The organism is Streptomyces sp. CC208A (assembly GCF_030010625.1).
Lineage (GTDB): Bacteria > Actinomycetota > Actinomycetes > Streptomycetales > Streptomycetaceae > Streptomyces.
Genome location: NZ_JASCXN010000007.1, coordinates 45720 through 67007 on the forward strand (window position 1 = coordinate 45720; position 21288 = coordinate 67007).

Here is a 21288-nt window from a genome sequence, read left to right on the forward strand (position 1 = left end):
CGAGAACGGGTCAGGACGGTCGCCGTTTCGGGACATTGACGAACAACACGCCGAACGTCCCCGTGCGGTACAACAATCGGCCAGCCTACCTGCCCCGGTGGGCGGGAGGTTCACGGGGCGCCGGTGGTCCTGCGGCCGGTGAGGAGGAAGACGACGGAGCGTTCGCGCTCGCTCCAGTCGGCGGGGTCGAGGCCGACGGTCTGGAGGAGCCGCGTCTCCACGGTGTAGCCGCCGGAGGCGAGGGCGGAGCCGATCGCCTCGGCCTCGTCGCGGGTGGTGGCGTGGGTGGTGATCCGTTCGGGGCGGCGGTCGGCGCAGGCGGTGACGACGGGGACGCCGCCGGCCCCGACCCGTACGACATCGGGTTCGGGGAGGCTCTCCAGGACGTGCGGGGCGCGGCCGGTGACGGTCTGGAGGAGGACGCCGTGGCGGCGGGCGGCGGCCTCGGTGCGGGCGCGGGCGGCCGGGTCGGCGTCGACGGCGATGACGGCGGCGCCGAAGCGGGCGGCCTCGACGGCGAAGGTGCCGTCGGCGCTGCCGACGTCCCAGACGAGGTCGCCGGTGCGGGGGCCGAGGCGGGCGAGCTGGACGGCGCGCAGCGTGGGGTCCTGACCGATGCCGGGACGACCTTCGGAGCCGTACTCCTCGGGTTCCGCCCAGCCCCGTTCGGTCCCGCCGGCCGGTTCGCCGCCCATCAGCCAGGGGGCGGCGGAGGTCCCGGTGCCGCCGGGGCCGCCGATGACGAGGACCACGTTGGGGTCCCGCCAGGTGTGGTCGGCGGCCTTGTCGGAGGTGAGGACGGAGACCTGTTCGCGGACGGTGCCGAGTTCCTCGCAGACGACGAAGGTGCGGTGGACGCCTTCGAGGAGGAGGGCGAGTTCGGCGGGGCCCGCGCCCGGGGAGGTGAGGACGGCGACCTTGGGGTGGGCGCGGCAGACGTTGACGGCGCGGCGGAGGGTGCGGGCGTGGGCGACGACGACGCGGGCGTCGTCCCAGGGCATGCCGGCGCGGGCGAAGGCGGCGGCGACCGAGGAGACGGCGGGGACGACCTCGACCTCCAGGCCGTGTTCGGGGGCGCGCAGGGTGCGGACGACGCCGAAGAAGCCGGGGTCTCCGTCGGCGAGGACGACGGCGGTGCCGCGGTGGGCGGCGATCCGGCGGGCGGCGAGGCCGAGGCTGCCGAGGCGTACGCGCTCGGCGCCGGGGGGTACTTCGGGGAGCGCCAGGTGGTGGGCGGCGCCGGCGACCAGGGTGGCGGCCGAGAGCGCGGAGCGGGCCGCCGCGGTGAGGGGCGAGCCGTCCCAGCCGATCACCGTGACCCGGTCGGCCATCGCGTCTGTCTCCTGTGGTGTCGTCGCAGGTCGGGGCTGGTCGAGCGTACCCGCAACCGGGCTTCGGGACCGGTTCGCCACCCGGCCTCGCCCGGCCTCCGTCAGCTCCAGTCGGCGTAGGAGGAGTAGCCGGCGTCGGCCATCTGGTCGGCGACGCCGTCGAGGTCCTCGGGGAGGAGGCTCCAGACGATGAGGTCGGTGCGGATCTCGGTCCACTCGCCGCTCTCGGTGAGGCTGCGCGCTATCCAGGCGTTCCGCAGGACGCCCTCGCTGATGCAGCCGATCTTCTGGGCGACCTGCTGGGAGGCGGTGTTGTCGGCGGCGGTGCGGAGTTGGAGGCGTTCGAAGCCGCGGTCGCGGAAGAGCCACTGGGCGACGGCGAGGACGGATTCGGTGGCGTAGCCCTCGCCGCGGGCCCAGGGGGCGGTGACGTACGCGGCCTCGGTGGCGCGGAGGCGCCAGTCGGTGGTGTGGAGGTGGACGGTGCCGACGAGCCGCTGGGTGAGGAACTCGGTGACGGCGAAGACGATGCCGCGGCCCTCGGTCCGTTCCGCAGGAGCGATCCTGCGCACCCAGTCCTCGGCGTGGGCACGGGTGTACGGGTGGGGGACGGAGGTCCAGGCGGTGACGAGTTCGTCGTTCATCATCTCGACGAAGGCGGGGATGTCGGCCTCTTCGTACGGGCGCAGCACCAGCCGGTCCGTGCTGATGGAGATGTCCGGAAAGGTGGTAGTCATGCGCAGCTCCGTACCGAAGACCGTCCGTTGAGACCGTGAACGCACAGCATGCAGCATGGGACGCGCGGTGCGCATGGCCGGGTCGGGCAGGGGGGTGACGCGCGGAAGGCCCCGCGCGCCGGACGGGGCGGGCGGGGCCTTCCGCTCAAGGACTTTACCGGTGGCCTCATTTGGCGGCTCGCCCGGCGTCCTGACGCGGTGTGCCGACTCGGCGTCTTGCTCGGCGCCTTACTTGGCGGCGCCGAAGGCGGGAATGACGGAGCCCTTGTAGGTGTCCTCGATGTACTTCTTCACCTCGGGCGAGTTGAGGAGCCTGGCGAGCTTCTGCACGCGGGCGTCCTTCTCGTTGCCCTCCTTGACGGCGAGGAAGTTGGCGTACGGGTTGCCCTCGGCCTTCTCCAGGGCCAGGGCGTCCGCCGCCGGGGAGAGCTTGGCCTCGATGGCGTAGTTGCCGTTGATGACGGCGGCGTCGACGTCGTTCAGGGCGCGGGGCACGGTGGCGGCCTCCAGCTCCTTGAACTCCAGACCCTTCTTGTCGGTGATGTCGGAGAGCTTGGCGTCGGTGCCGACGCCGTCCTTGAGGGTGATGAGGCCGTTGTCGGCGAGGAGGTGGAGCGCGCGGCCCTCGTTGGTGGTGTCGTTGGGGACGGCGACGGTCTGGCCGGCCTTGATGTCCTTCAGCGACTTCAGGCTCTTGGAGTAGAGGCCGAGCGGCTCCAGGTGGACGTCGACCACGGGGACGATGGTGGTCTTGTTCTTCTGGTTGAAGTCGTCGAGGTACGGCTTGTGCTGGAAGAAGTTGGCGTCGACCTGGCCGGACTGGGTGGCGGTGTTCGGCAGGACGTAGTCGGTGAACTCCTTCACCTCCAGCTTCAGGCCTTCCTTGGCGGCCAGGTTGTCCTTGACGAAGTCGAGGATGTCGGCGTGCGGCGTCGGGGACGCGGCGACGACGAGGGCCTTGTCGGCGGAGTCCGCGCCGTCCTTGGCGGAGGCCGGGTCCGAGGAGGTGCCGCAGGCGGTGAGACCGAGGGCGAGGGCGGTGAGGGACGCGAAGCCCGCGGTGAGCTTGATGTTCTTACGCACGAAGAGTGCCTCTTTCTTGTGGAGCGGTGGTCGCCTGGACAACGAGTCCGGGCTCTTTTCTTCGGAGTACGAAGAAGTCCTGAGGTGCCGTCAGGCGGTGCGGCCCCGACGGGCGAGGAGCCGTACGACGCCGTCGCCGACGAGCTGGACGATCGTGACGATCGCGACCAGGACGACGACGGTGACGAGCATGAAGGTGGTGTCGAAGCGCTGGTAGCCGTAGGTGACGGCTTTGGAGCCGAGACCTTCGCCGCCGACCGCGCCGGCCATCGCCGAGTAGCCGATGAGCACGATGACGGTGGTGGTGACGGCGGCGACCAGCGAGGGCAGGGCCTGCGGGAGCAGCACCTTGCGGACGATGGTGGGGATGGAGCCGCCCATGGACTGGACGGCTTCGACGAGGCCGTGGTCGACCTCGCGGATCGCGGTCTCGACGAGGCGCGCGAAGAAGGGGATGGCGCCGACGGCGAGCGGCACGATCATCGCGGTCGGGCCGATGAAGGTGCCGACGACGAAGGTCGTGAACGGAATCAGGGCGATCAGCAGGATGATGAACGGCAGCGAACGGCCGATGTTCACGATCGCACCGACGACCTTGTTCACGGGCCGGTTCTGGAGCAGGCCGCCCTTGTCGGTGAGGACGAGGAGGATGCCGAGCGGGAGGCCGCCGACGATGGTGACGACGGTGGCCCACAGGACCATGTAGAGGGTGTCGACCGTGCCCTGTTCGAGCAGGGGGCGCATCTCTTCCCAGGTCACTTGGCACTCTCCTTCGCGAGCACGGGCGTCTGTGCGGGCACCGTGGGGGCGCCCTCGTCCTGCGGGTCCTCGACGTGTTCGACCTGGAGGCCCTGTTCGCGCAGGAAGCCGACGGGGACGACGTTCTCCTCGTACCGTCCGGGCAGTTCGATCCGCATGCGGCCGATCTGCTTCCCGCCGACGGTGTCCATCGCGGCTCCGAGGATGGAGATGTCGATGTTGTACCTGCGGGAGAGCTGCGAGATGACCGGCTGGGTGGCGGCCTCGCCGTGGAAGGTGACGTCGACGACGGTGCGGTCGGGGCCGGTGGAGCGGCCGCTGACCGGGAACAGCTCGGCCGCCAGCCGGGAGCCGGGGGTGGCGAGGAGTTCGCTCACGGTGCCGGACTCGACGATCCGGCCCTTCTGCATGAGGGCGGCGGAGTCGCAGACCGTCTTGACGACGTCCATCTCGTGCGTGATGAGCAGGACGGTGAGGCCGAGCTGCCGGTTGAGGTCGCGCAGGAGCTGGAGGATCGAGCGGGTGGTCTCCGGGTCGAGGGCGCTGGTGGCCTCGTCGGAGAGGAGGACCTTGGGTTCGCCGGCGAGGGCGCGGGCGATGCCGACGCGCTGCTTCTGGCCGCCGGAGAGCTGGCCGGGGTAGTTCTTGGCCTTGTCGGCGAGGCCGACGAGGTCGAGGAGTTCGAGGGCGCGGCGGGAGCGCTCGGCGCCCGGCACGCCGAGGATCTCCAGCGGGAGTTCGACGTTGTCCTTGACGGTGCGGGAGGACAGCAGGTTGAAGTGCTGGAAGACCATGCCGATGCGGCTGCGCGCCCGGCGCAGGTCCTTCCCGGCGCGGCGGCCCTTGCCGGCGAGGGCGGTGAGGTCGACGCCGTCGACGGTCACGGTGCCGGAGGTGGGGCGCTCCAGGAGGTTGACGCAGCGGATGAGGGAGGACTTGCCGGCGCCGCTCTGGCCGATCACGCCGAAGACCTCGCCCTCGCGGACGTGGAGGTCGACGCCGTCCAGGGCGGTGACCTGGCGGCCGCGTGACTCGTAGACCTTGGTCAGGCCCGAAGTGGTGATCACAGGGGTTTCCGTCACTGTCGAGTGCGCGACGCGTGGGTCCGCCGTGCACGGGGCATTCGTCATTCGGACAGTCAGGCGCACGGGGGCCGTTCCGGGAGTCCGGGAGGCGGTGTGCGCGGGGCGGGCGCGGTCCGGCGCCGGTGGGCGGCGGATCGGCTCGGCCGTCGTGGTCTCGCTTCGGGGCGCAAGACTCAGGCGGGGGCCCTCAGATGGCGCACATTCGACACATGCGAGGAGCACCGGGCGTCGTGTTCGCCTCGGTCGCAAGGATGCGGCTGCTCGTCGTGGTCATGGCTGCAAGTAAAGCATGCGCAGGTGCGAACGAAAGTCCGGTGTCCGCATTCCGGACGCCGTTGAGACGGAAAGCGGACGGCCCGGAGGACGGCCGTCCCGTGCGCCGCCTGCGCGGGAGCGGGTCGCCGGGGACTCGCCGGAGGGGGGCTGAGGGGGCGGGATGTGGCCAAGGCCACGGTGCGGGAGGAGTGAGGAGTTACGGGAGGGGCTGCCGTGCAGCTGTCGTACGGGGGGTGGGGCTGCCGTGCGACGGGCGGGCAAGGCTGTCGTACGGCGGTCGACGGGGTCGGGCGTTCCGGGGCGTCCGGCCCGTAATACCCTCGGGCGCATGCTTGACGCCCTCACGGTCGCGGTTTCGGTGGCCGCGCTCGCCCTCGCCGCCTGGTGCGGCTTCGCCGCCTACCGGGACCAGCCGACCAAGGACTGGCACTTCATCGGCATGGCCGTGGTGACCTTCCTGGTCCTGGTCCAGCTGATCGTCGGCATCGTGCAGCTGGTCCGCGGCGAGAAGGCCGAGGAGGGGACGACGATCTTCGTCGCCTATCTGCTCGGCGCGCTGTGCGCCGTGCCGATCGCCGGCTTCATGTCGCTGGCCGAGCGGACCCGCTGGGGCTCGGCGACGGTGGCGGCCGGCGCGGTCGTGCTCGCCGTCCTCGAGGTGCGTCTCTTCGACATCTGGACGGTGGGCTGACCATGACGGGGACCCAGGAGACGCGACAGGAGCCCCGGGAGACGCGGGCCCGGCTCGTCAAGGGGCCGGGCATGCTGCTGGTGTGGCTGTACGGCGTGATGTCGGTGGGCGCGGTCTCGCGCTCGGTCTACCAGGTGTCGACCGAGTTCGACCGGGCTCCGCTCGCCTACACGCTCTCGGCGGTGGCGGCGGTCGTCTACGTCTTCATCACGTACACGCTGGTACGGGGCGGGGAGACGGCCCGCAGGGCGGCGCTGGTGTGCTGCGCCGCCGAACTCGCGGGCGTGCTGGTCGTGGGGACGTGGACGCTGGTCGAGCCGTCCGCCTTCCCGGACGCCACGGTCTGGTCGGACTTCGGGTACGGCTACGTCTTCATCCCGGTGCTGCTGCCGCTGACCGGCATCTGGTGGCTGCGGCGGTCACGTACCGCCTGAGGCCCGGCTCTAGGCGGCCTTCTCCAGGGTGACCAGGGTGAGCCGGGGACCGACCTCGCGGGTGTCGACCGGGGCGTAGCCCCTGGCGCGGTAGAGGCGGAGGTTGCCCTCGCTGCGGTGGCCGGTGAAGAGCTGGAAGCGTTTGGTCGCGGCGTCAGGACCGGCGAAATGGCGCTCGATGGCGTCGAGGAGCCGGCCGCCGATGCCGTGGCGCCGCATGCGGGGGTGGACGATGAGCTTGGCGATGTGCACCGTGCCGTCCTCGTCGGTGCGGGCGCGCACGGAGGCGATCACCTCGTCGCCGAGGCGGGCGACGAGCCCGTACCCCTCCGCCAGCTCGGCGCGGACGGCGTCGAGCGGCTGGGTGAGCGGCTCGATGGACCAGTCGCCGTACAGCTCGGCCTCGCTCTGGTAGCAGAGGTACTGGAGCTTCAGGATCTGCTCCGCGTCGCCCGCGCCAGCCGCCGAGATGGTCACACTCAGGCCCATGTGTGCATGCCTCCCGCTCATATGGTCACCGATCGGTACCTCGCACCCTTCCCCGTCGGCCGGGGGCGGGAACCTCTGCCGCGAGCATTCTGCGCAGGCATCCCAGGCAGCGGGAACGCATCGGCCCCAGACTGCCTTGTGAGATACCCAACGTTCCTGCGATTTCCCGGTAGGTGGGGTCCGCCGGGTCGAGCATCGCGTTCAGGAGGCGGGGGCAGCGGCCGGGCGTCCGGGTGACGGCGGCGCGCAGGGTGCGGCGGCGCTCGGCGGTGAGGACGGAGCCCTCGGGACCGGAGCCGTACGCCTCCGGGTGCACGGCCGGCGGGGCCTCCTCGTGGTACGGGCGCTCCCGGCCCCTGGTGCGGCGGGCGCGGCGGGCCTCGGCGCGGACGGCCCTGCGGAGCCAGTCGGCGGGGCGCTCGGGGGCGCCGTCGGCGCTGAGCCGTTCCAGGAGCCGGAGCCAGACGGCCTGTTCGAGGTCGCCGGGCTCGATCCCGGCGGCCGCGGCCTCGGCCCGCGACTCGGCGGCGAGCAGCGGGGTGAGGGTGGCGAGGAGGGTTTCCTGGGTGTCGGGGCGGGTTTCCGGAGAGGTCATGACCGGCACGATGCGGGGCGGGCGGGGGCCGGTTGCGGGTGAGGTGGGGAACCACCCGGTCGGGGGTATGGATCCCAGATCCTGGATCCAATATCCGGCATACGAATATTGGATCCAGGATCACGGATATGGGATTACGGATATTGGATCCAGGATCCGGTCAGGCCAAGCCGGGTCAGCGGGCGGCGGAGTCCCCGAAGTCCGCCGCGGCCAGCAGCGCCGTGTCCGGGTTGTCGGAGAAGACGCCGTCGATGCCGGTCCCGAAGTACCGCTCCAGCGCGCCGAAGGCGTCGCCGTAGGCCGCCGGGTCGGTGCCCCTGCGGAACTCGGCGGGCAGGAAGGCGTTCTCGTTGCGCTGGGTGTACGGGTGGAGGATCAGGCCCTCCGCGTGGGCGTCCCGCACCAGCGTGGTGGGGCTGCCGAGCCGGCCGGCGGCGTCCCTGGGGATCACCAGGTCGAGGGTGGGGCCGATGCCCTGGGCGTACGAGGCGATCCAGCGCAGCCCGGCGGGGGTGACGAGGTCGGCGACGGTGCGCGGGTCGCCGGACTCGACGAAGTCCCAGGGGCGGGTGTGCGCGCCGGAGAGCAGGACGACCCGCGGTGAGTCGACGAGCTTCGCCAGGCGCTGGATGCTGCTGGGCTCGAAGGACTGGAGGAAGACCGGGGAGTGCGCGCGGTGGCGGCCGTAGCGGCGGAGCAGCTTCGCCAGGCGCTCCTCCAGACCGAGGCCGATCGAGCGGAAGTAGGAGGGGTGCTTGGTCTCGACGTGGAGCCAGATCTCGCGGCCCCGGCGGCGGCCCTCCTCGTCGGCCCAGCGCAGGACCTCCTCGAAGGTGGGGACGGTCCAGCGGCCGTCGTACAGGGTGTTCTCCTGGCGGGTGCCGGGGATGCGCTCCTTGGCGCGGAGGGTCTTCAGCTCGGCGAGGGTGAAGTCCTCGGTGAACCAGCCGGTGTACGAGACGCCGTCGACGGACTTGGTGGTCCTCCGGGAGGCGAACTCGGGGTGGTCCGCGACGTCGGTGGTGCCGGTGATGTCGTTCTCGTGACGGCAGACCAGGTGCCCGTCCTTGGTGGGGACGAGGTCCTGCTCGATGACGTGGGCGCCGAGGTCCAGGGCGTGCCGGTAGGAGCCGAGGGTGTGCTCGGGGCGGTAGCCGCTGGCGCCGCGGTGGGCGATGACGGTCGGGACGGGGAGCGAGCGGTAGCCGCGCCCGTGGCCCCTGCCGTCGCCCCGGTCGTACGGGCGGCCGGTCTCGGCGGCCCGCGCGGTGCCCGTGCCGGCGGCGAGTCCGGCGGTGGCGCCGAACGCGGCGGCGCCGGCCGCTCCGAGCAGCGTGCGGCGGGCCGGGGTCCGGGGTGCGCCCTGGGTCATGGAGGTCCTCCTGTGTGATGTCCCGCACCTGTCATGGGGTGGGGCCGACGCTAGGCGGGGATCCCCTACGGGCGGCGGACCTTGGCGGAACATGGCGGAAACACGCGTCAACACCGCGTATCCGTTCGGTGAACCCGATGTGCGGACGGTGGTGACCCGCGAGTATCGTCCCGTGCTGCACCGTCGGCTCCCGGAAGCCGCCCGCTCGACACCGGAGGAACCGTTGTCCCGTCTCGCGATCGTGAAGGCCACTCTCGGTCCGGTCCTGCGCCTGATGTTCCGCCCCCGCGTCGAGGGCGCCGAGAACGTCCCCGGGACCGGTCCGGTGATCCTCGCGGGCAACCACCTCACCTTCATCGACTCGATGATCATGCCGATCTGCCTGGACCGTCAGGTCTTCTTCATCGGCAAGGACGAGTACGTGAAGGGCAAGGGGCTCAAGGGCCGGCTGATGGCCTGGTTCTTCACCAGCGTCGGCATGATCCCGGTGGACCGGGACGGCGGCCGGGGCGGTGTGGCGGCGCTGATGACGGGCCGCCGGGTCCTTGAGGAGGGCAAGATCTTCTCGATCTACCCGGAGGGCACCCGCTCCCCCGACGGCCGGCTCTACCGGGGCCGTACGGGTGTGGCCCGGCTGACGCTGATGACCGGCGCGCCGGTGGTGCCGTTCGCGGTGATCGGCACGGACAAGGTGCAGCCGAGCGGCGCGGGCTTCCCGCGCCCGGCCCAGGTGACGGTCCGCTTCGGCGAGCCGCTGGAGTTCTCCCGGTACGAGGGCATGGACCGCGACCGGTACGTCCTGCGGGCGGTGACGGACTCGGTGATGGCGGAGGTCATGCGGCTGTCGGGCCAGGAGTACGTGGACATGTACGCCACGAAGGCGAAGGAGGCCGCGTAACGGCGGCGCGGCGGACACGAGGAGGGCGCCCCCGGGGATCCGGGGGCGCCCTCCTCGTACGTACGGGGGTGCGGGTGCGTCAGTGCTCGACGCCGTCGCCGAGCCGCTGGCCCTTGAGGAGGAACCAGGCGGCCACCGCGGTGGCGAGGAGGACGGCCGCGCCGACGCCGGCGGCGATCCGCAGGCCGTCGACGAAGGCGTCCTGGGCGGCGTGGACCAGGGCGGCGGCCCGGTCGGGGTCGAGGGCCGTGGCGGCCTCGACGGCGCCGCCGAGCGAGTCGTGGGCGGCCGCGGCGACGTGCGACGGGGTGCCGGGCGGGGTGGCGAAGCCCCGGTAGACGCCGGTCACGACGGAGCCGAGCAGGGCGATGCCGAGGGCGGCGCCGAGCTCGTACGCGGTCTCGGAGACGGCGGACGCGGCTCCGGCCTGGTCCTTGGGGACGCTGGAGAGGATCACGTCGGCGGTGACGGTGAAGGCGAGGCCCGCGCCGACGCCGACGACGAGCAGGGCGGCGCCGAGCAGCGGGTAGCCGGTGGTCCTGCCGAGGGCGGTCAGGACCGCGAGGGCGAGTCCGACGGCGGCGAGGCCGCCGGCGACGACCGAGCGGACCGGGAACCGGCGGGCGACCCGGCCGGCGAGCAGGCCGGCCGTCACCGAGCCGAGGGCGGCGGGCAGTTCGGCGAGGCCGGCCTCCAGCGGCGTGCGGCCCTGGACCAGCTGGAAGAACTGGGACAGGAAGAAGACCAGGCCGGCGAGGCCGAGGATGGTCAGCAGGTCGGCGAGTACGGCTCCGGAGAAGCCGCGGTTACGGAAGAGGCGCATGTCCAGGAGCGGGGCCGGCAGGGTCAGCTGGCGGCGTACGAACCAGGTGAGGCCGCCGGCGCCGACGAGCGCGGCGACGGCCACGTCGAGGGTGGGCCCGTGCGAGGCCAGTTCCTTGACCGCGTAGACGACGCCGATCATGCCGACGAGGGAGAGGCCGACGCTGGGCAGATCCCACGGGCCCGGGTCCGGGTTCTTCGACTCGGGGATCAGCTTGGCGCCGATGACGACCAGGACGGCCATCACGGGCAGGTTGATGAGGAAGACCGAGCCCCACCAGAAGTGTCCGAGCAGGAAGCCTCCGACGAGCGGTCCGACGGCGGCGCCGGCCGAGGCCATGGCACCCCAGATGCCGATGGCGAGGCTGCGCTCGCGCGGGTCGTGGAAGAGGTTGCGGATGAGGGCCAGGGTGGACGGCATCAGGGTCGCGCCGGCGACGCCGAGGAGCGCGCGGGCGGCGATCATCATCTCGGGGCTGGACGCGTAGGCGTTCAGGACCGAGACGGCGCCGAACGCGGCGGCGCCGACGAGGAGGAGCTTCTTGCGGCCGATGCGGTCGCCGAGGCTGCCCATGGAGACCAGCAGGCCGGCGATGACGAAGGAGTAGACGTCGCCGATCCAGAGCAGCTGGGTGCCGGTCGGCTTGAGGTCCTCGGAGAGGAACGGGGTCGCCAGGCCGAGCACGGTGGCGTCCACGGCCACCAGCAGCACGGCCAGGACGAGTGCGGCAAGGGCGAGCCACCGGCCGGGACGGCGGACGCCCTCGGTATGGCCTTCTCCGTTGTCCTTGTCGTGGCGGACGGTTTCGGTGATCACTTCTCCACGCTCCTGCGCGCTCCGCCGAGCAGCAGCTCGGCGATCATGTGAGAAAAGTCGTTGGCGGCGACCCGGCCGTCGGCGACGGCCCAGGCCGCCGAGCTGATCAGCCCGTAGAGGGCCTCGCACAGCCAGGCGGGGGTCAGGTCGATCCGGAAGGTGCCCTCCTCCTGACCGCGCCGGAAGAGCGCGGCGAGGCGGGCGTCGAGGCGGGCCCAGCCCTCGTTCTGTCCCTCGCCCTCGAAGAGCTGGTTCTCGGTGACGAGGAAGGAGAGGAGCGGGGCGACGGGCTGCGAGGCGGCGACGAGCCTGCGGACCGCCTCGTCGGCGGGCCCCTCCTCGATCCGGGCCGCCTCCAGGACCGCCTCGGTCTCCTCGATGCACATCTGCTCAAGGGCTCGCACGAGCGCGTCCCGCCCGGCGAAGTGCCGGTGCAGGGTGGCCCGCCCGATCCCGGCGGCCCGGGCGACCTCGTCCATGGTGGCGGTCGCCTTGCGGGAGAGCAGGGCGGCGGCGGCGTGGAGCACCTGGGTGCGGTCGACTGACATGAGACGACCATACACCGAGTGAGACATCAATGTCTCATCCGGGACTGGATCGACTCGATACGCCCACCCCGGAAACACCGAAAGGCCCCGTAAGGGGCCTTTCGGGAGGAGGAGTGCTTCCTGGGGGCTACTTCTTGGCGTCGGCCCAGGCGTGCTGGATGACCAGGTCGGCCTTGACCTCGACGAGCTGGGCGGCGACGGCGGAGGGGGCGGTGCCGCCGCGGCCGTTGCGGGAGGCGAGGGCGCCGGGGACGTTGAGGACCGTGCGGACCTCGGGGGTCAGGTGCTCGGAGATCTTGGCGAACTGCTCGTCCGTCAGGTCGTCGAGCTCCTTGCCCTCGGACTCGGCGACCTTGACGCACTCGCCGGCGACCTCGTGGGCGACCCGGAACGGCACGCCCTGCTTGACCAGCCACTCGGCGATGTCGGTGGCGAGGGAGAAGCCCGCCGGGGCCAGTTCCTCCATGCGCTCCCGGTTGACGGTGAGCGTGGCCATCATGCCGGTGAAGGCGGGGAGCAGGACCTCCAGCTGGTCGCAGGAGTCGAAGACCGGCTCCTTGTCCTCCTGGAGGTCGCGGTTGTAGGCGAGCGGCAGGGCCTTGAGGGTGGCCATCAGGCCGGACAGGTTGCCGATGAGGCGGCCGGACTTGCCCCGGGCGAGCTCGGCGATGTCCGGGTTCTTCTTCTGCGGCATGATCGAGGAGCCGGTGGAGAAGGCGTCGTGGAGGGTCACGAAGGAGAACTCCTTCGTGTTCCAGATGATGATCTCCTCCGCGATCCGGGAGAGGTTGACGCCGATCATCGCCGTGATGAAGGCGAACTCGGCGACGAAGTCGCGCGAGGCCGTGCCGTCGATCGAGTTGCCCGCCGAGCCGCGCTCGAAACCGAGATCCTTGGCGACGGCCTCCGGGTCGAGCCCGAGGGAGGAGCCGGCGAGGGCGCCGGAGCCGTACGGGGAGACCGCCGTCCGCGTGTCCCACTGGCGCAGCCGCTCGGCGTCCCGGGAGAGCGCCTGGGCGTGGGCGAGCACGTGGTGGGCGAAGAGCACCGGCTGGGCGTGCTGGAGGTGGGTCCGGCCCGGCATGGCGACGTCCGGGTGCGCCTCGGCGAGGCCGACGAGCGCGTCCTGGAGGTCGGCGATCAGCCCGCCGATGATCCGGGCGTGGTCGCGCAGGTACATCCGGAAGAGGGTCGCGACCTGGTCGTTGCGGGACCGGCCGGCCCGCAGCTTGCCGCCGAGCTCGGCACCGAGCCGCTCCAGGAGGCCCCGCTCCAGGGCGGTGTGGACGTCCTCGTCGGCGATGGTGCCGGTGAAGGACCCGTCGGCGACGTCCGCCTCCAGCCGGTCGAGCCCCGCCAGCATGCGGGTCAGCTCGTCCCCGGTGAGCAGCCCGGCCTTGTGGAGCACGCGCGCGTGGGCCCGGGATCCGGCGATGTCGTACGGCGCGAGGCGCCAGTCGAAGTGGACCGAGGCGGAGAGCTTCGCGAGAGCCTCGGCCGGACCGTCGGCGAAGCGCCCGCCCCAGAGCCGGACGTCACCGTTGTTGCTGCTCACTTCTGGTTGCTCCTCGCCTCGATACCGAAACCCTTGATGCATGAGTATGCAGAACTCCGCATGATTCGTCAATCGACTCCTCCCGGTCGGCGCACCGACGACCCACCAGGGCTCGGGGGCGGGGACCATGGGACCGGACCACGGAGCGGGGGCGACGGGAGGCCGCACCCCCGTCCAGACGGTAGGGCCGGAGGGGCTGCCGCCGGGTCGCGGTCCGGGTGAGTTCCACCCGCCGGGACGGGCCCTCTCGGCGGGGCGACCCGAGGAGAGAATGACCCCATGGGTAAAACATACGAACGTATCGACGGGCGTCTTCGCGACTTCATCGAGGCCCAGCCCGTCTATTTCACCGCCACCGCGCCCCTGTCCGGCGACGGACATGTGAACCTCTCTCCCAAGGGCCGCCGGGGCACCCTCGTCGTCCTTGACGAACTGACCCTCGCCTACATCGACTTCGGCGGCAGCACCGCCGAGACCATCGCCCATCTCCGCGAGCCCGACAACGGGCGGATCACCCTCATGTGGACCTCGTTCTCCGGCCCGCCGACCGTGGTGCGGGTGCACGGCACCGGCGAGGTGGTACTGCGGGACGACCCCCGCTGGCCCGAACTCTTCGCCCGTTTCCCCGCGGAGACGGTCGAGAACCAGGTCAGCGCGCGGGCGATCATCCTGGTGCACGCCCGGCGGATCAGCGACTCCTGCGGCTTCGCCGTCCCGCTGATGGAGTACCAGGAGGACCGCTCGCTGCACGCGGACTACTTCAACCGCCAGACGGACGATCAGTTCAACGCCTACTGCGAGCGCAAGGAGCACATCGCCACCAGCCTCGACGGGCTGCCGGCGCTGCCACTCCCGCTGCCGCCGCTCCCCCACTCGGGTCAGTAGCGTGGCCGGGGGCGGGCGGGACGCCTAGCGTCGCGTCATGCGTACCCTTCTCGCGCTCGGCGCGGTGCTGCTCTTCCTCGCGCCGGCGACGGCGTCCGCGTCCTCGCCCGCCCCGCTGCCCGCGCGGATGGCGGACACCGGGGGCGGGTCCCAGCTGATCACCGCCGTGGCCGCCGACGCCTCCGCCACCACGGGGACCGTCACCTGGTGGGACCGGCGGGGCGGGCGGTGGGTGCGGGTGGGGTCGGCGCCGGCTCGGTTCGGGGCGAACGGGCTGGTCGAGGGGGCCGCTCGGCGGCAGGGGACGAACACCACGCCGACGGGGCTGTACGACCTGCCGTTCGCCTTCGGGGTCCGGCCCGCACCGGCCGGGACGGCGTACCCGTACGTCCGGGCCACCGAGCGCTCCTGGTGGTGCCAGGACAACGACTCGGCCGCGTACAACCGCTGGGTCGAGGGGCTGCCGGAGGACTGCCGCGCCGGGGAGGCCGAGCACATCACCGCGTACGGCACCCAGTACGCGCACGCGCTCGTCATCGGCTTCAACTACGCCCGCCCGGTGCGGATGCGCGGCGCCGGGATCTTCCTGCACGTCGACGGGCGCGGGGCGACGGCCGGTTGCGTCTCCGTCCCGGCGGACGCGATGCGGGCGATCCTCGCCTGGGCGGAGCCGGAGCGGCGGCCGCACATCGCCGTCGGCACCCGGCGGGGGCCGACGGCGATCCTGGGGTACTGAACAGCCTTCGAGCGGCGCTCAATTGCCCTTCTGGGCCAGGCGCAGCAGGTGGTCGGCGAGGGCCTGGCCGCCGACCGGGTCGCGGGAGATGAGCAGCAGGGTGTCGTCGCCCGCGATGGTGCCGAGGATGGCGTGGAGCTCGGCCTGGTCGATGGCGGACGCGAGGAACTGGGCGGCGCCCGGCGGGGTCCGCAGCACCACCAGGTTGGCCGACGCCTCGGCGGAGATGAGGAGTTCGCCGGAGAGGCGGCGCATGCGCTCCTCCTTCGCGGACTCGCCGAGCGGGGCCTGCGGGGTGCGGAAGCCGCCCTCGCTGGGGACCGCGTAGATCAGCTCACCGCCGGTGTTGCGGATCTTCACCGCGCCGAGCTCGTCGAGGTCGCGGGAGAGCGTCGCCTGGGTGACGCTCAGCCCGTCGTCCGCGAGGAGCTTGGCGAGCTGGCTCTGCGACCGCACCGGCTGCCGGTTGAGGATGTCGACGATCCTGCGGTGGCGTGCGGTGCGGGTCTGCGGGACCGACGGCCCTCCGTGCTCGTTCCCCTGCGCGTCGGTCATCGTCGCCTCATTCTCCGGTTCGTCCTTGCCCGTTCGCCTCGTGCGCCTTGTACGCCTCGTGCAGGACCGCCGGGAGCGCCCGGAGGAAGGCGTCCGCCTCGGCGTCGGTGAGGACCAGCGGAGGCATGATCCGTACGACGTCGGGGGCGGGCGCGTTCACCAGGAGGCCGGCGTCCTGAGCCGCCTGCTGCACCTGGGGCGCGAGGGGCTCGGTGAGCACGATACCCAGCAGGAGGCCCGCACCACGGACATGGGAGACCAGCGGGTGGCCGAGGGACTCGATTCCGGAACGCAGCCGCTCGCCGACGGCCTTGACGTGGTCGAGGGCGGCGTCGGTGCCGAGGACGTCCAGGACGGCGAGTCCGGCGGCGCAGGCGACCGGGTTGCCCCCGAAGGTGGTGCCGTGGTGGCCAGGGGCGAAGAGCTCGGCGGCCGGGCCGAAGGCGACGGTGGCACCGAGCGGCAGGCCGCCGCCGAGCCCCTTGGCGAGGGTGACGACGTCGGGGTCGACGCCCTCGTGGGCCTGGTGCTCGAACCAGTGGCCGCAGCGGCCGATGCCGGTCTGCACCTCGTCGAGGACGAGGAGGGTGCCGGTGGCGCGGGTGATCTCCCGGGCGGCCTTGAGGTAGCCGGGCGGCGGGACGACGACGCCGTTCTCGCCCTGGATGGGCTCGATGACGACGAGGGCCGTCTCCTCGGTCACCGCCTTCTTCAGCGCCTCCGCGTCGCCGTACGGGACGTGGGTGACGTCGCCGGGGAGCGGCAGGAATGGGGCCTGCTTGCCGGGCTGTCCGGTGAGGGCGAGGGAGCCCATGGTGCGGCCGTGGAAGCCGCCGGTGGTGGCGACCATGTGGGTGCGGCCGGTGAGCCGGCCGATCTTGAACGCGGCCTCGTTGGCCTCGGCGCCGGAGTTGCAGAAGAAGACCCTGCCGGGGCGGCCGAAGAGCGTCAGGAGCTTCTCGGCGAGGGCGACCGGCGGTTCGGCGACGAAGAGGTTGGAGACGTGGCCGAGGGTGGCGACCTGCTTCGACACGGCCTCGACGACCGCCGGGTGGGCGTGGCCGAGGGCGTTGACGGCGATGCCGCCGACGAAGTCCAGGTACTCCTTGCCGTCGGCGTCCCAGACCTTGGCGCCCTCGCCGCGGACGAGCGGCAGCCGGGGGGTGCCGTAGTTGTCCATGAGGGAGCCCTGCCACCGCTGGGTCAGGTCCTCGTTGCCGCTCATGCTTCCCCCTGTCCGTCCGGCACGACCATCGTGCCGATTCCCTCGTCGGTGAAGATCTCAAGCAGGATGGAGTGCTGGACGCGCCCGTCGATGACGCGGGCGGTGGTGACGCCGTTGCGGACGGCGTGGAGACAGCCCTCCATCTTGGGGACCATGCCGCTGGACAGCTCGGGCAGCAGCTTCTCCAGCTCGCTCGCGGTGAGCCGGCTGATGACCTCGTCGCTGTTCGGCCAGTCCTCGTAGAGTCCCTCGACGTCGGTCAGGACCATCAGGGTCTCGGCGCCCAGCGCCGCAGCGAGTGCCGCAGCCGCCGTATCAGCATTGACGTTGTAGACATGTCCGTCGTCCTGGGATCGGGCGATGGAGGAGACGACCGGGATGCGGCCGTCCTCCAGGAGCGCCTGGATGGCGCCGGTGTCGATGGCGGTGATCTCGCCGACGCGGCCGATGTCGACCCGTTCGCCGTCGATCTCCGGCTGGTGCTTGGTGGCGGTGATGGTGTGGGCGTCCTCGCCGGTGAGGCCGACGGCGAGCGGGCCGTGCTGGTTGAGCAGACCGACGAGCTCGCGCTGGACCTGGCCGGCGAGCACCATCCGTACGACGTCCATGGCGTCCTCGGTGGTGACCCGCAGACCGGCCTTGAACTCGCTGATGATGCCGTGCTTGTCGAGGGCGGCGCTGATCTGGGGGCCGCCGCCGTGCACGACGACCGGCTTGAGGCCGGCGTGGCGCAGGAAGACGACGTCCTGCGCGAAGGCGGCCTTCAGCTCGTCGTCGATCATGGCGTTGCCGCCGAACTTGATGACGACGGTCTTGCCGTGGTGGCGGGTGAGCCAGGGCAGCGCCTCGATCAGCGTCTGGGCCTTGGGGAGGGCGGTGTGCTTGCGTGTGGAGGACATTCGCTCTTCTGAGTGATTGGCCGACATATCCGACTTCCGGAAGGATGGGGTCAGCCGCCGGGCGGGCGGTGCTGGCCTGCGGAGGCGACGTAAGACTCGACCCGGACTCGTCCGGGCCAAGCGGCCGCCTGTGAAACAGGAACCCTCGTCGGTGACGACGAGGACCCGCGACAACCAAGCGGGCACGTCAAGAGGAGTAGGCGCTGTTCTCGTGGACGTAATCGGCCGTCAAGTCGTTCGCCCAGATGGTCGCGGACTCACTTCCTGCCGCGAGGTCCGCCGTGATGCGGACCTCGCGGTAGCGCATGTCCACCAGGTCCCGGTCCTCGCCGACGGAGCCGTTCTTGCAGACCCAGACGCCGTTGATGGCGACGTTCAGCTGGTCGGGTTCGAAGGCGGCGCTCGTGGTGCCGATGGCGGAGAGGACACGGCCCCAGTTGGGGTCCTCGCCGTGGATGGCGCACTTGAGGAGGTTGTTGCGGGCGATGGAGCGGCCGACCTCGACGGCGTCGTCCTCGGTGGCCGCGTTGATCACCTCGATGCGGATGTCCTTGCTGGCGCCCTCGGCGTCGCCGATGAGCTGGCGGGCGAGGTCGGCGCAGACCTCCCGGACGGCCTCGGCGAAGTCGTCCTGGGCGGGGGTGACGCCGGAGGCGCCGGAGGCGAGCAGGAGGACGGTGTCGTTGGTGGACATGCAGCCGTCGGAGTCGACCCGGTCGAAGGTGAGCCGGGTGGCGTTCCGCAGGGCGCCGTCCAGGCCCTCGGCGTCGACGTCGGCGTCGGTGGTGAGGACGACGAGCATGGTGGCGAGGCCGGGGGCGAGCATGCCCGCGCCCTTGGCCATGCCGCCGACGGTCCAGCCGTCGCGGGAGACGACGGCGGTCTTGTGGACGGTGTCGGTGGTCTTGATGGCGATGGCGGCCTTCTCGCCGCCGTGCGCGGAGAGTTCGGCGGCGGCCCGCTCGACGCCGGGGAGGAGCTTGTCCATCGGGAGGAGGACGCCGATGAGGCCGGTGGAGGCGACGGCGACCTCGCCGGCGCCGATGCCGAGGACGTCCGCGGCCTTCTCGGCGGTGGCGTGGGTGTCCTGGAAGCCCTGCGGTCCCGTGCAGGCGTTGGCGCCGCCGGAGTTGAGGACGACGGCGGTCAGCTCGCCGTCGGCGAGGACCTGCTGGGACCAGAGGACCGGGGCGGCCTTGACGCGGTTGGAGGTGAAGACTCCCGCGGCGGCGCGGCGCGGCCCGGCGTTGACCACGAGGGCCAGGTCCGGGTTGCCGTTCTGCTTGATCCCGGCGGCGATGCCCGCCGCCGTGAATCCCTGCGCTGCGGTGACGCTCATGGAGCGACTCCAATCGTGGAGAGTCCGGTGTCCTCGGGAAGGCCGAGGGCGATGTTCATGCTCTGCACCGCGCCGCCGGCGGTGCCCTTGGTGAGGTTGTCGATGGCGCTGATCGCGATGATCCGGTGCGCGTTCGCGTCGTACGCGACCTGGATGTGAACGGCGTTGGAACCGTGGACGGACGCGGTGGCGGGCCACTGCCCCTCGGGGAGGAGGTGGACGAAGGGCTCGTCGGCGTACGCCTTCTCGTAGGCGGCGCGGACGGCCTCGGCGGTCACGCCGGGCTTCGCGGCGGCGGTGCAGGTGGCGAGGATGCCGCGGGGCATCGGGGCCAGGATGGGGGTGAAGGAGACGGTGACCCGCTCGCCGGCCGGGCCGCTGAGGTTCTGGATCATCTCGGGGGTGTGCCGGTGGCCGCCGCCGACGCCGTACGGGGTCATGTTGCCCATGACCTCGCTGCCGAGCAGGTGCGGCTTGAGGGCCTTGCCGGCGCCGGAGGTGCCGGAGGCGGCGACGATCACGGCCTCCGGCTCGGCGAGCCCGCCCGCGTACGCCGGGAAGAGGGCGAGCGAGACGGCGGTGGGGTAGCAGCCGGGCACCGCGATGCGCTTGGACCCCTCCAACGCGGCGCGGGCACCCGGCAGTTCGGGGAGGCCGTAGGGCCAGGTGCCGGCGTGCGGGGAGCCGTAGTACGTCTCCCAGTCGGCCGGGTCCTTCAGACGGAAGTCGGCACCCATGTCGACGACGAGGGCCTCGTCCCCGAGCTGCTCGGCGACGGCGGCGGACTGGCCGTGCGGGAGGGCGAGGAAGACGACGTCGTGCCCGGCCAGCTCCTCGGCGGTGGTGGGCGCGAGGACGCGGTCGGCGAGCGGCAGCAGGTGGGGCTGGAGGCCGCCGAGCCTCTGTCCGGCGTTGGAGTGGCCGGTGAGCGTGCCGATCTCGACGTGGGGGTGGGCGAGGAGAAGGCGCAGGAGCTCCCCTCCCGCGTATCCGCTCGCGCCTGCGACTGCTGCTCGTACCGTCATCGAAACCCTCCTCATGGATGGCATGACTATACGCAGCGCTGCACTTTTATGCAACGACACGTCCGCGACCCTCCTCTCCAGGATGCCGCGCGGACGCGCGGAATTCAGTAGCCATGGACATGGTAGCCATGTACTGTATCCGCCATGAGCAAGGGTTCCCCGGGCCCCACGCCCGGCTTTCTGGTGTGGCGGCTCGCCAACAAGTGGCGGGTCGCGGTCGACCGCGCGGTGGCCCCGCTGGGCCTCACCCACGCGCAGTACTCGCTGGTGGCGTCGCTGCACGGCATGCAGCGGGCCGGGGAGCGGCCCAGTCAGCGGCGGCTCGCGGACCACACGGGCCTGGAGGCGCTGTACGTGTCGAAGCTGGCCCGCTCCCTGGAGGCGGCCGGCCTGATCGAGCGCACCCGCGACCCGCGCGACCCGCGCGCCGTGCAGCTCGCCCTCACCGAGGAGGGCCGGGCCGTCACGCGGAAGGCCATCGACGTGGTGCAGGACCTGCTCCAGCAGCTGCTGGAGCCGCTGGGCGGCCTGGACGCCCCGCGGACGCGGGCCTTCACAGAGGAACTGACGACCCTGCTCGACGTACCCCTCGTTCCCTCCGCGCCCGACGAGAGCGCGCGGGGGAACGACGGGCCCACTCACCACACCACTCAGGGGGCAACACCATGACCACCACCGTCACCACCGCCGCCGACTCCCGCATGCTCGGCCTGGCCCACTACGCCGCCCGGGGCCTCCTGGAGCACGTCCTGGCCCGGCACGGCGTCACCTTCCCGCAGCAGATCGCGCTGCGCGCGGCCGTGACCGCCGACGCGCCGCGGACCCCGGACGAGCTGGCCGCCCAGGTCCGCGCCACCCTCAAGGCCGACCCGGCCGACACCCTGGCCGCCCTCGACGCCCTGCGGGCACGGGACCTCCTCGTCGCGGACGGCCCGCACCTGCTCCCCACGGAGGCGGGCCGCGCCCTGCTCACCACCGTCGCCTCCGAGACCGCTCCGCTCACCGCCCGCGTCTGGGCCGACATCCCCGCCGAGGACCTGGCCGCCGCCGGCCGCGTCCTCACCCTCGTCACCGAACGCGCCGACCGCGAGCTCGCGGCGCTGGAGGCGGCGACACCGGAGGGCTGACGGGG

General features: G+C 72.0%; 23 protein-coding genes. 7 read left to right on the forward strand and 16 right to left on the reverse strand.

All coding sequences use genetic code 11. The features are described 5' to 3' along the window. Positions 1–110: 110 nt before the first annotated feature. From cbiE to QK442_RS10615, 5 genes are all read right to left on the reverse strand, one after another. Positions 111–1331, reverse strand: coding sequence for a precorrin-6y C5,15-methyltransferase (decarboxylating) subunit CbiE (gene cbiE / locus QK442_RS10595; RefSeq protein WP_282693622.1), 1221 nt, complete (start codon positions 1329–1331; stop codon positions 111–113). A 101-nt stretch (positions 1332–1432) separates the two neighbouring features. Further along, entirely contained in the window at positions 1433–2068 is a 636-nt protein-coding gene (locus tag QK442_RS10600) for a GNAT family N-acetyltransferase (protein WP_282693623.1), read from the reverse strand. Positions 2069–2296: 228 nt separating this feature from the next. Further along, positions 2297–3151 carry a MetQ/NlpA family ABC transporter substrate-binding protein gene (locus QK442_RS10605; RefSeq protein ID WP_282693624.1) on the reverse strand — a complete coding sequence of 285 codons (855 nt, stop codon included), beginning with the start codon at positions 3149–3151 and terminating at the stop codon, positions 2297–2299. Between the two features lie 90 nt (positions 3152–3241). Further along, on the reverse strand, positions 3242–3910 hold the full coding sequence (locus tag QK442_RS10610) for a methionine ABC transporter permease (protein WP_282693625.1): 669 nt from the start codon (positions 3908–3910) through the stop codon (positions 3242–3244). Further along, positions 3907–4977: an ATP-binding cassette domain-containing protein gene (locus tag QK442_RS10615; protein ID WP_282693626.1), complete on the reverse strand. Its 1071-nt coding sequence runs from the start codon at positions 4975–4977 to the stop codon at positions 3907–3909. The genes QK442_RS10610 and QK442_RS10615 overlap by 4 nt, the downstream gene beginning before the upstream one ends. A gap of 622 nt (positions 4978–5599) precedes the next feature. Between QK442_RS10615 and QK442_RS10620 the strand changes: the two genes are divergently transcribed. Further along, the gene (locus QK442_RS10620; RefSeq protein WP_282693627.1) at positions 5600–5962 is read left to right on the forward strand and encodes a hypothetical protein; all 363 of its coding nucleotides are present in this window, start codon (positions 5600–5602) and stop codon (positions 5960–5962) included. A gap of 2 nt (positions 5963–5964) precedes the next feature. Then, entirely contained in the window at positions 5965–6396 is a 432-nt protein-coding gene (locus QK442_RS10625; protein WP_282693628.1) for a hypothetical protein, read from the forward strand. Between the two features lie 9 nt (positions 6397–6405). Here QK442_RS10625 and QK442_RS10630 read toward each other — a convergent pair whose 3' ends face one another. From QK442_RS10630 to QK442_RS10640, 3 genes are all read right to left on the reverse strand, one after another. After that, the gene (locus QK442_RS10630; protein ID WP_282693629.1) at positions 6406–6885 is read right to left on the reverse strand and encodes a GNAT family N-acetyltransferase; all 480 of its coding nucleotides are present in this window, start codon (positions 6883–6885) and stop codon (positions 6406–6408) included. Between the two features lie 25 nt (positions 6886–6910). Then, entirely contained in the window at positions 6911–7480 is a 570-nt protein-coding gene (locus QK442_RS10635) for a sigma-70 family RNA polymerase sigma factor (protein ID WP_282693630.1), read from the reverse strand. A gap of 175 nt (positions 7481–7655) precedes the next feature. Then, positions 7656–8852 (reverse strand): glycerophosphodiester phosphodiesterase, encoded by a 1197-nt coding sequence (locus QK442_RS10640; RefSeq protein WP_282693631.1) that lies wholly within the window; start codon positions 8850–8852, stop codon positions 7656–7658. Positions 8853–9075: 223 nt separating this feature from the next. Here QK442_RS10640 and QK442_RS10645 point away from each other — a divergent pair, with 223 nt between their 5' ends. Continuing rightward, positions 9076–9750 (forward strand): lysophospholipid acyltransferase family protein, encoded by a 675-nt coding sequence (locus tag QK442_RS10645; RefSeq protein ID WP_282693770.1) that lies wholly within the window; start codon positions 9076–9078, stop codon positions 9748–9750. A 79-nt stretch (positions 9751–9829) separates the two neighbouring features. Here QK442_RS10645 and QK442_RS10650 read toward each other — a convergent pair whose 3' ends face one another. From QK442_RS10650 to argH, 3 genes are all read right to left on the reverse strand, one after another. Next, a complete protein-coding gene (locus tag QK442_RS10650; RefSeq protein WP_282693771.1) occupies positions 9830–11386 on the reverse strand; it encodes an MFS transporter in 1557 nt (518 codons plus the stop codon). Then, positions 11386–11937: a helix-turn-helix domain-containing protein gene (locus tag QK442_RS10655; RefSeq protein WP_282693632.1), complete on the reverse strand. Its 552-nt coding sequence runs from the start codon at positions 11935–11937 to the stop codon at positions 11386–11388. The genes QK442_RS10650 and QK442_RS10655 overlap by 1 nt, the downstream gene beginning before the upstream one ends. Before the next feature lie 127 nt (positions 11938–12064). Next, a complete protein-coding gene (gene argH / locus QK442_RS10660) occupies positions 12065–13492 on the reverse strand; it encodes an argininosuccinate lyase (RefSeq protein ID WP_282693633.1) in 1428 nt (475 codons plus the stop codon). A gap of 279 nt (positions 13493–13771) precedes the next feature. Here argH and QK442_RS10665 point away from each other — a divergent pair, with 279 nt between their 5' ends. Next, positions 13772–14377 carry a pyridoxamine 5'-phosphate oxidase family protein gene (locus QK442_RS10665; protein WP_282693634.1) on the forward strand — a complete coding sequence of 202 codons (606 nt, stop codon included), beginning with the start codon at positions 13772–13774 and terminating at the stop codon, positions 14375–14377. A gap of 37 nt (positions 14378–14414) precedes the next feature. Continuing rightward, entirely contained in the window at positions 14415–15113 is a 699-nt protein-coding gene (locus QK442_RS10670) for a L,D-transpeptidase family protein (RefSeq protein WP_282693635.1), read from the forward strand. A gap of 18 nt (positions 15114–15131) precedes the next feature. On the opposite strand, the gene QK442_RS10675 is transcribed toward QK442_RS10670, so the two are convergent. The 5 genes from QK442_RS10675 to argC all read right to left on the reverse strand — a co-directional run bounded on the left by QK442_RS10675 (position 15132) and on the right by argC (position 20156). After that, entirely contained in the window at positions 15132–15668 is a 537-nt protein-coding gene (locus QK442_RS10675; RefSeq protein WP_282693636.1) for an arginine repressor, read from the reverse strand. Between the two features lie 7 nt (positions 15669–15675). After that, positions 15676–16893, reverse strand: a complete 1218-nt coding sequence (locus tag QK442_RS10680; protein ID WP_282693637.1) for an acetylornithine transaminase — start codon at positions 16891–16893, stop codon at positions 15676–15678. After that, positions 16890–17792 carry an acetylglutamate kinase gene (gene argB, locus QK442_RS10685; RefSeq protein WP_282693638.1) on the reverse strand — a complete coding sequence of 301 codons (903 nt, stop codon included), beginning with the start codon at positions 17790–17792 and terminating at the stop codon, positions 16890–16892. The genes QK442_RS10680 and argB overlap by 4 nt, the downstream gene beginning before the upstream one ends. A gap of 187 nt (positions 17793–17979) precedes the next feature. Further along, positions 17980–19131: a bifunctional glutamate N-acetyltransferase/amino-acid acetyltransferase ArgJ gene (gene argJ, locus QK442_RS10690; protein WP_282693639.1), complete on the reverse strand. Its 1152-nt coding sequence runs from the start codon at positions 19129–19131 to the stop codon at positions 17980–17982. After that, complete coding sequence (gene argC, locus QK442_RS10695) at positions 19128–20156, reverse strand: N-acetyl-gamma-glutamyl-phosphate reductase (protein WP_282693640.1); 1029 nt, start codon at positions 20154–20156, stop codon at positions 19128–19130. The genes argJ and argC overlap by 4 nt, the downstream gene beginning before the upstream one ends. Before the next feature lie 144 nt (positions 20157–20300). Here argC and QK442_RS10700 point away from each other — a divergent pair, with 144 nt between their 5' ends. Continuing rightward, positions 20301–20825: a MarR family transcriptional regulator gene (locus tag QK442_RS10700; RefSeq protein WP_282693641.1), complete on the forward strand. Its 525-nt coding sequence runs from the start codon at positions 20301–20303 to the stop codon at positions 20823–20825. After that, positions 20822–21283, forward strand: a complete 462-nt coding sequence (locus QK442_RS10705; protein WP_282693642.1) for a MarR family transcriptional regulator — start codon at positions 20822–20824, stop codon at positions 21281–21283. Before QK442_RS10700 ends, QK442_RS10705 begins: the two co-directional genes overlap by 4 nt. The last annotated feature ends 5 nt before the right edge of the window (positions 21284–21288 follow it).

Coding starts and splice junctions, on each gene's coding strand:
- cbiE (WP_282693622.1), bottom strand. CDS start 1,331: ATGGCCGACCGGGTCACGGTGATCGGCTGGGACGGCTCGCCCCTCACC.
- QK442_RS10640 (WP_282693631.1), bottom strand. CDS start 8,852: ATGACCCAGGGCGCACCCCGGACCCCGGCCCGCCGCACGCTGCTCGGA.
- QK442_RS10635 (WP_282693630.1), bottom strand. CDS start 7,480: ATGACCTCTCCGGAAACCCGCCCCGACACCCAGGAAACCCTCCTCGCC.
- QK442_RS10675 (WP_282693636.1), bottom strand. CDS start 15,668: ATGACCGACGCGCAGGGGAACGAGCACGGAGGGCCGTCGGTCCCGCAG.
- QK442_RS10630 (WP_282693629.1), bottom strand. CDS start 6,885: ATGGGCCTGAGTGTGACCATCTCGGCGGCTGGCGCGGGCGACGCGGAG.
- QK442_RS10655 (WP_282693632.1), bottom strand. CDS start 11,937: ATGTCAGTCGACCGCACCCAGGTGCTCCACGCCGCCGCCGCCCTGCTC.
- QK442_RS10665 (WP_282693634.1), top strand. CDS start 13,772: ATGGGTAAAACATACGAACGTATCGACGGGCGTCTTCGCGACTTCATC.
- QK442_RS10680 (WP_282693637.1), bottom strand. CDS start 16,893: ATGAGCGGCAACGAGGACCTGACCCAGCGGTGGCAGGGCTCCCTCATG.
- argB (WP_282693638.1), bottom strand. CDS start 17,792: ATGTCCTCCACACGCAAGCACACCGCCCTCCCCAAGGCCCAGACGCTG.
- QK442_RS10600 (WP_282693623.1), bottom strand. CDS start 2,068: ATGACTACCACCTTTCCGGACATCTCCATCAGCACGGACCGGCTGGTG.
- argJ (WP_282693639.1), bottom strand. CDS start 19,131: ATGAGCGTCACCGCAGCGCAGGGATTCACGGCGGCGGGCATCGCCGCC.
- QK442_RS10620 (WP_282693627.1), top strand. CDS start 5,600: ATGCTTGACGCCCTCACGGTCGCGGTTTCGGTGGCCGCGCTCGCCCTC.
- QK442_RS10625 (WP_282693628.1), top strand. CDS start 5,965: ATGACGGGGACCCAGGAGACGCGACAGGAGCCCCGGGAGACGCGGGCC.
- QK442_RS10705 (WP_282693642.1), top strand. CDS start 20,822: ATGACCACCACCGTCACCACCGCCGCCGACTCCCGCATGCTCGGCCTG.
- QK442_RS10700 (WP_282693641.1), top strand. CDS start 20,301: ATGAGCAAGGGTTCCCCGGGCCCCACGCCCGGCTTTCTGGTGTGGCGG.
- QK442_RS10670 (WP_282693635.1), top strand. CDS start 14,415: ATGCGTACCCTTCTCGCGCTCGGCGCGGTGCTGCTCTTCCTCGCGCCG.
- argC (WP_282693640.1), bottom strand. CDS start 20,156: ATGACGGTACGAGCAGCAGTCGCAGGCGCGAGCGGATACGCGGGAGGG.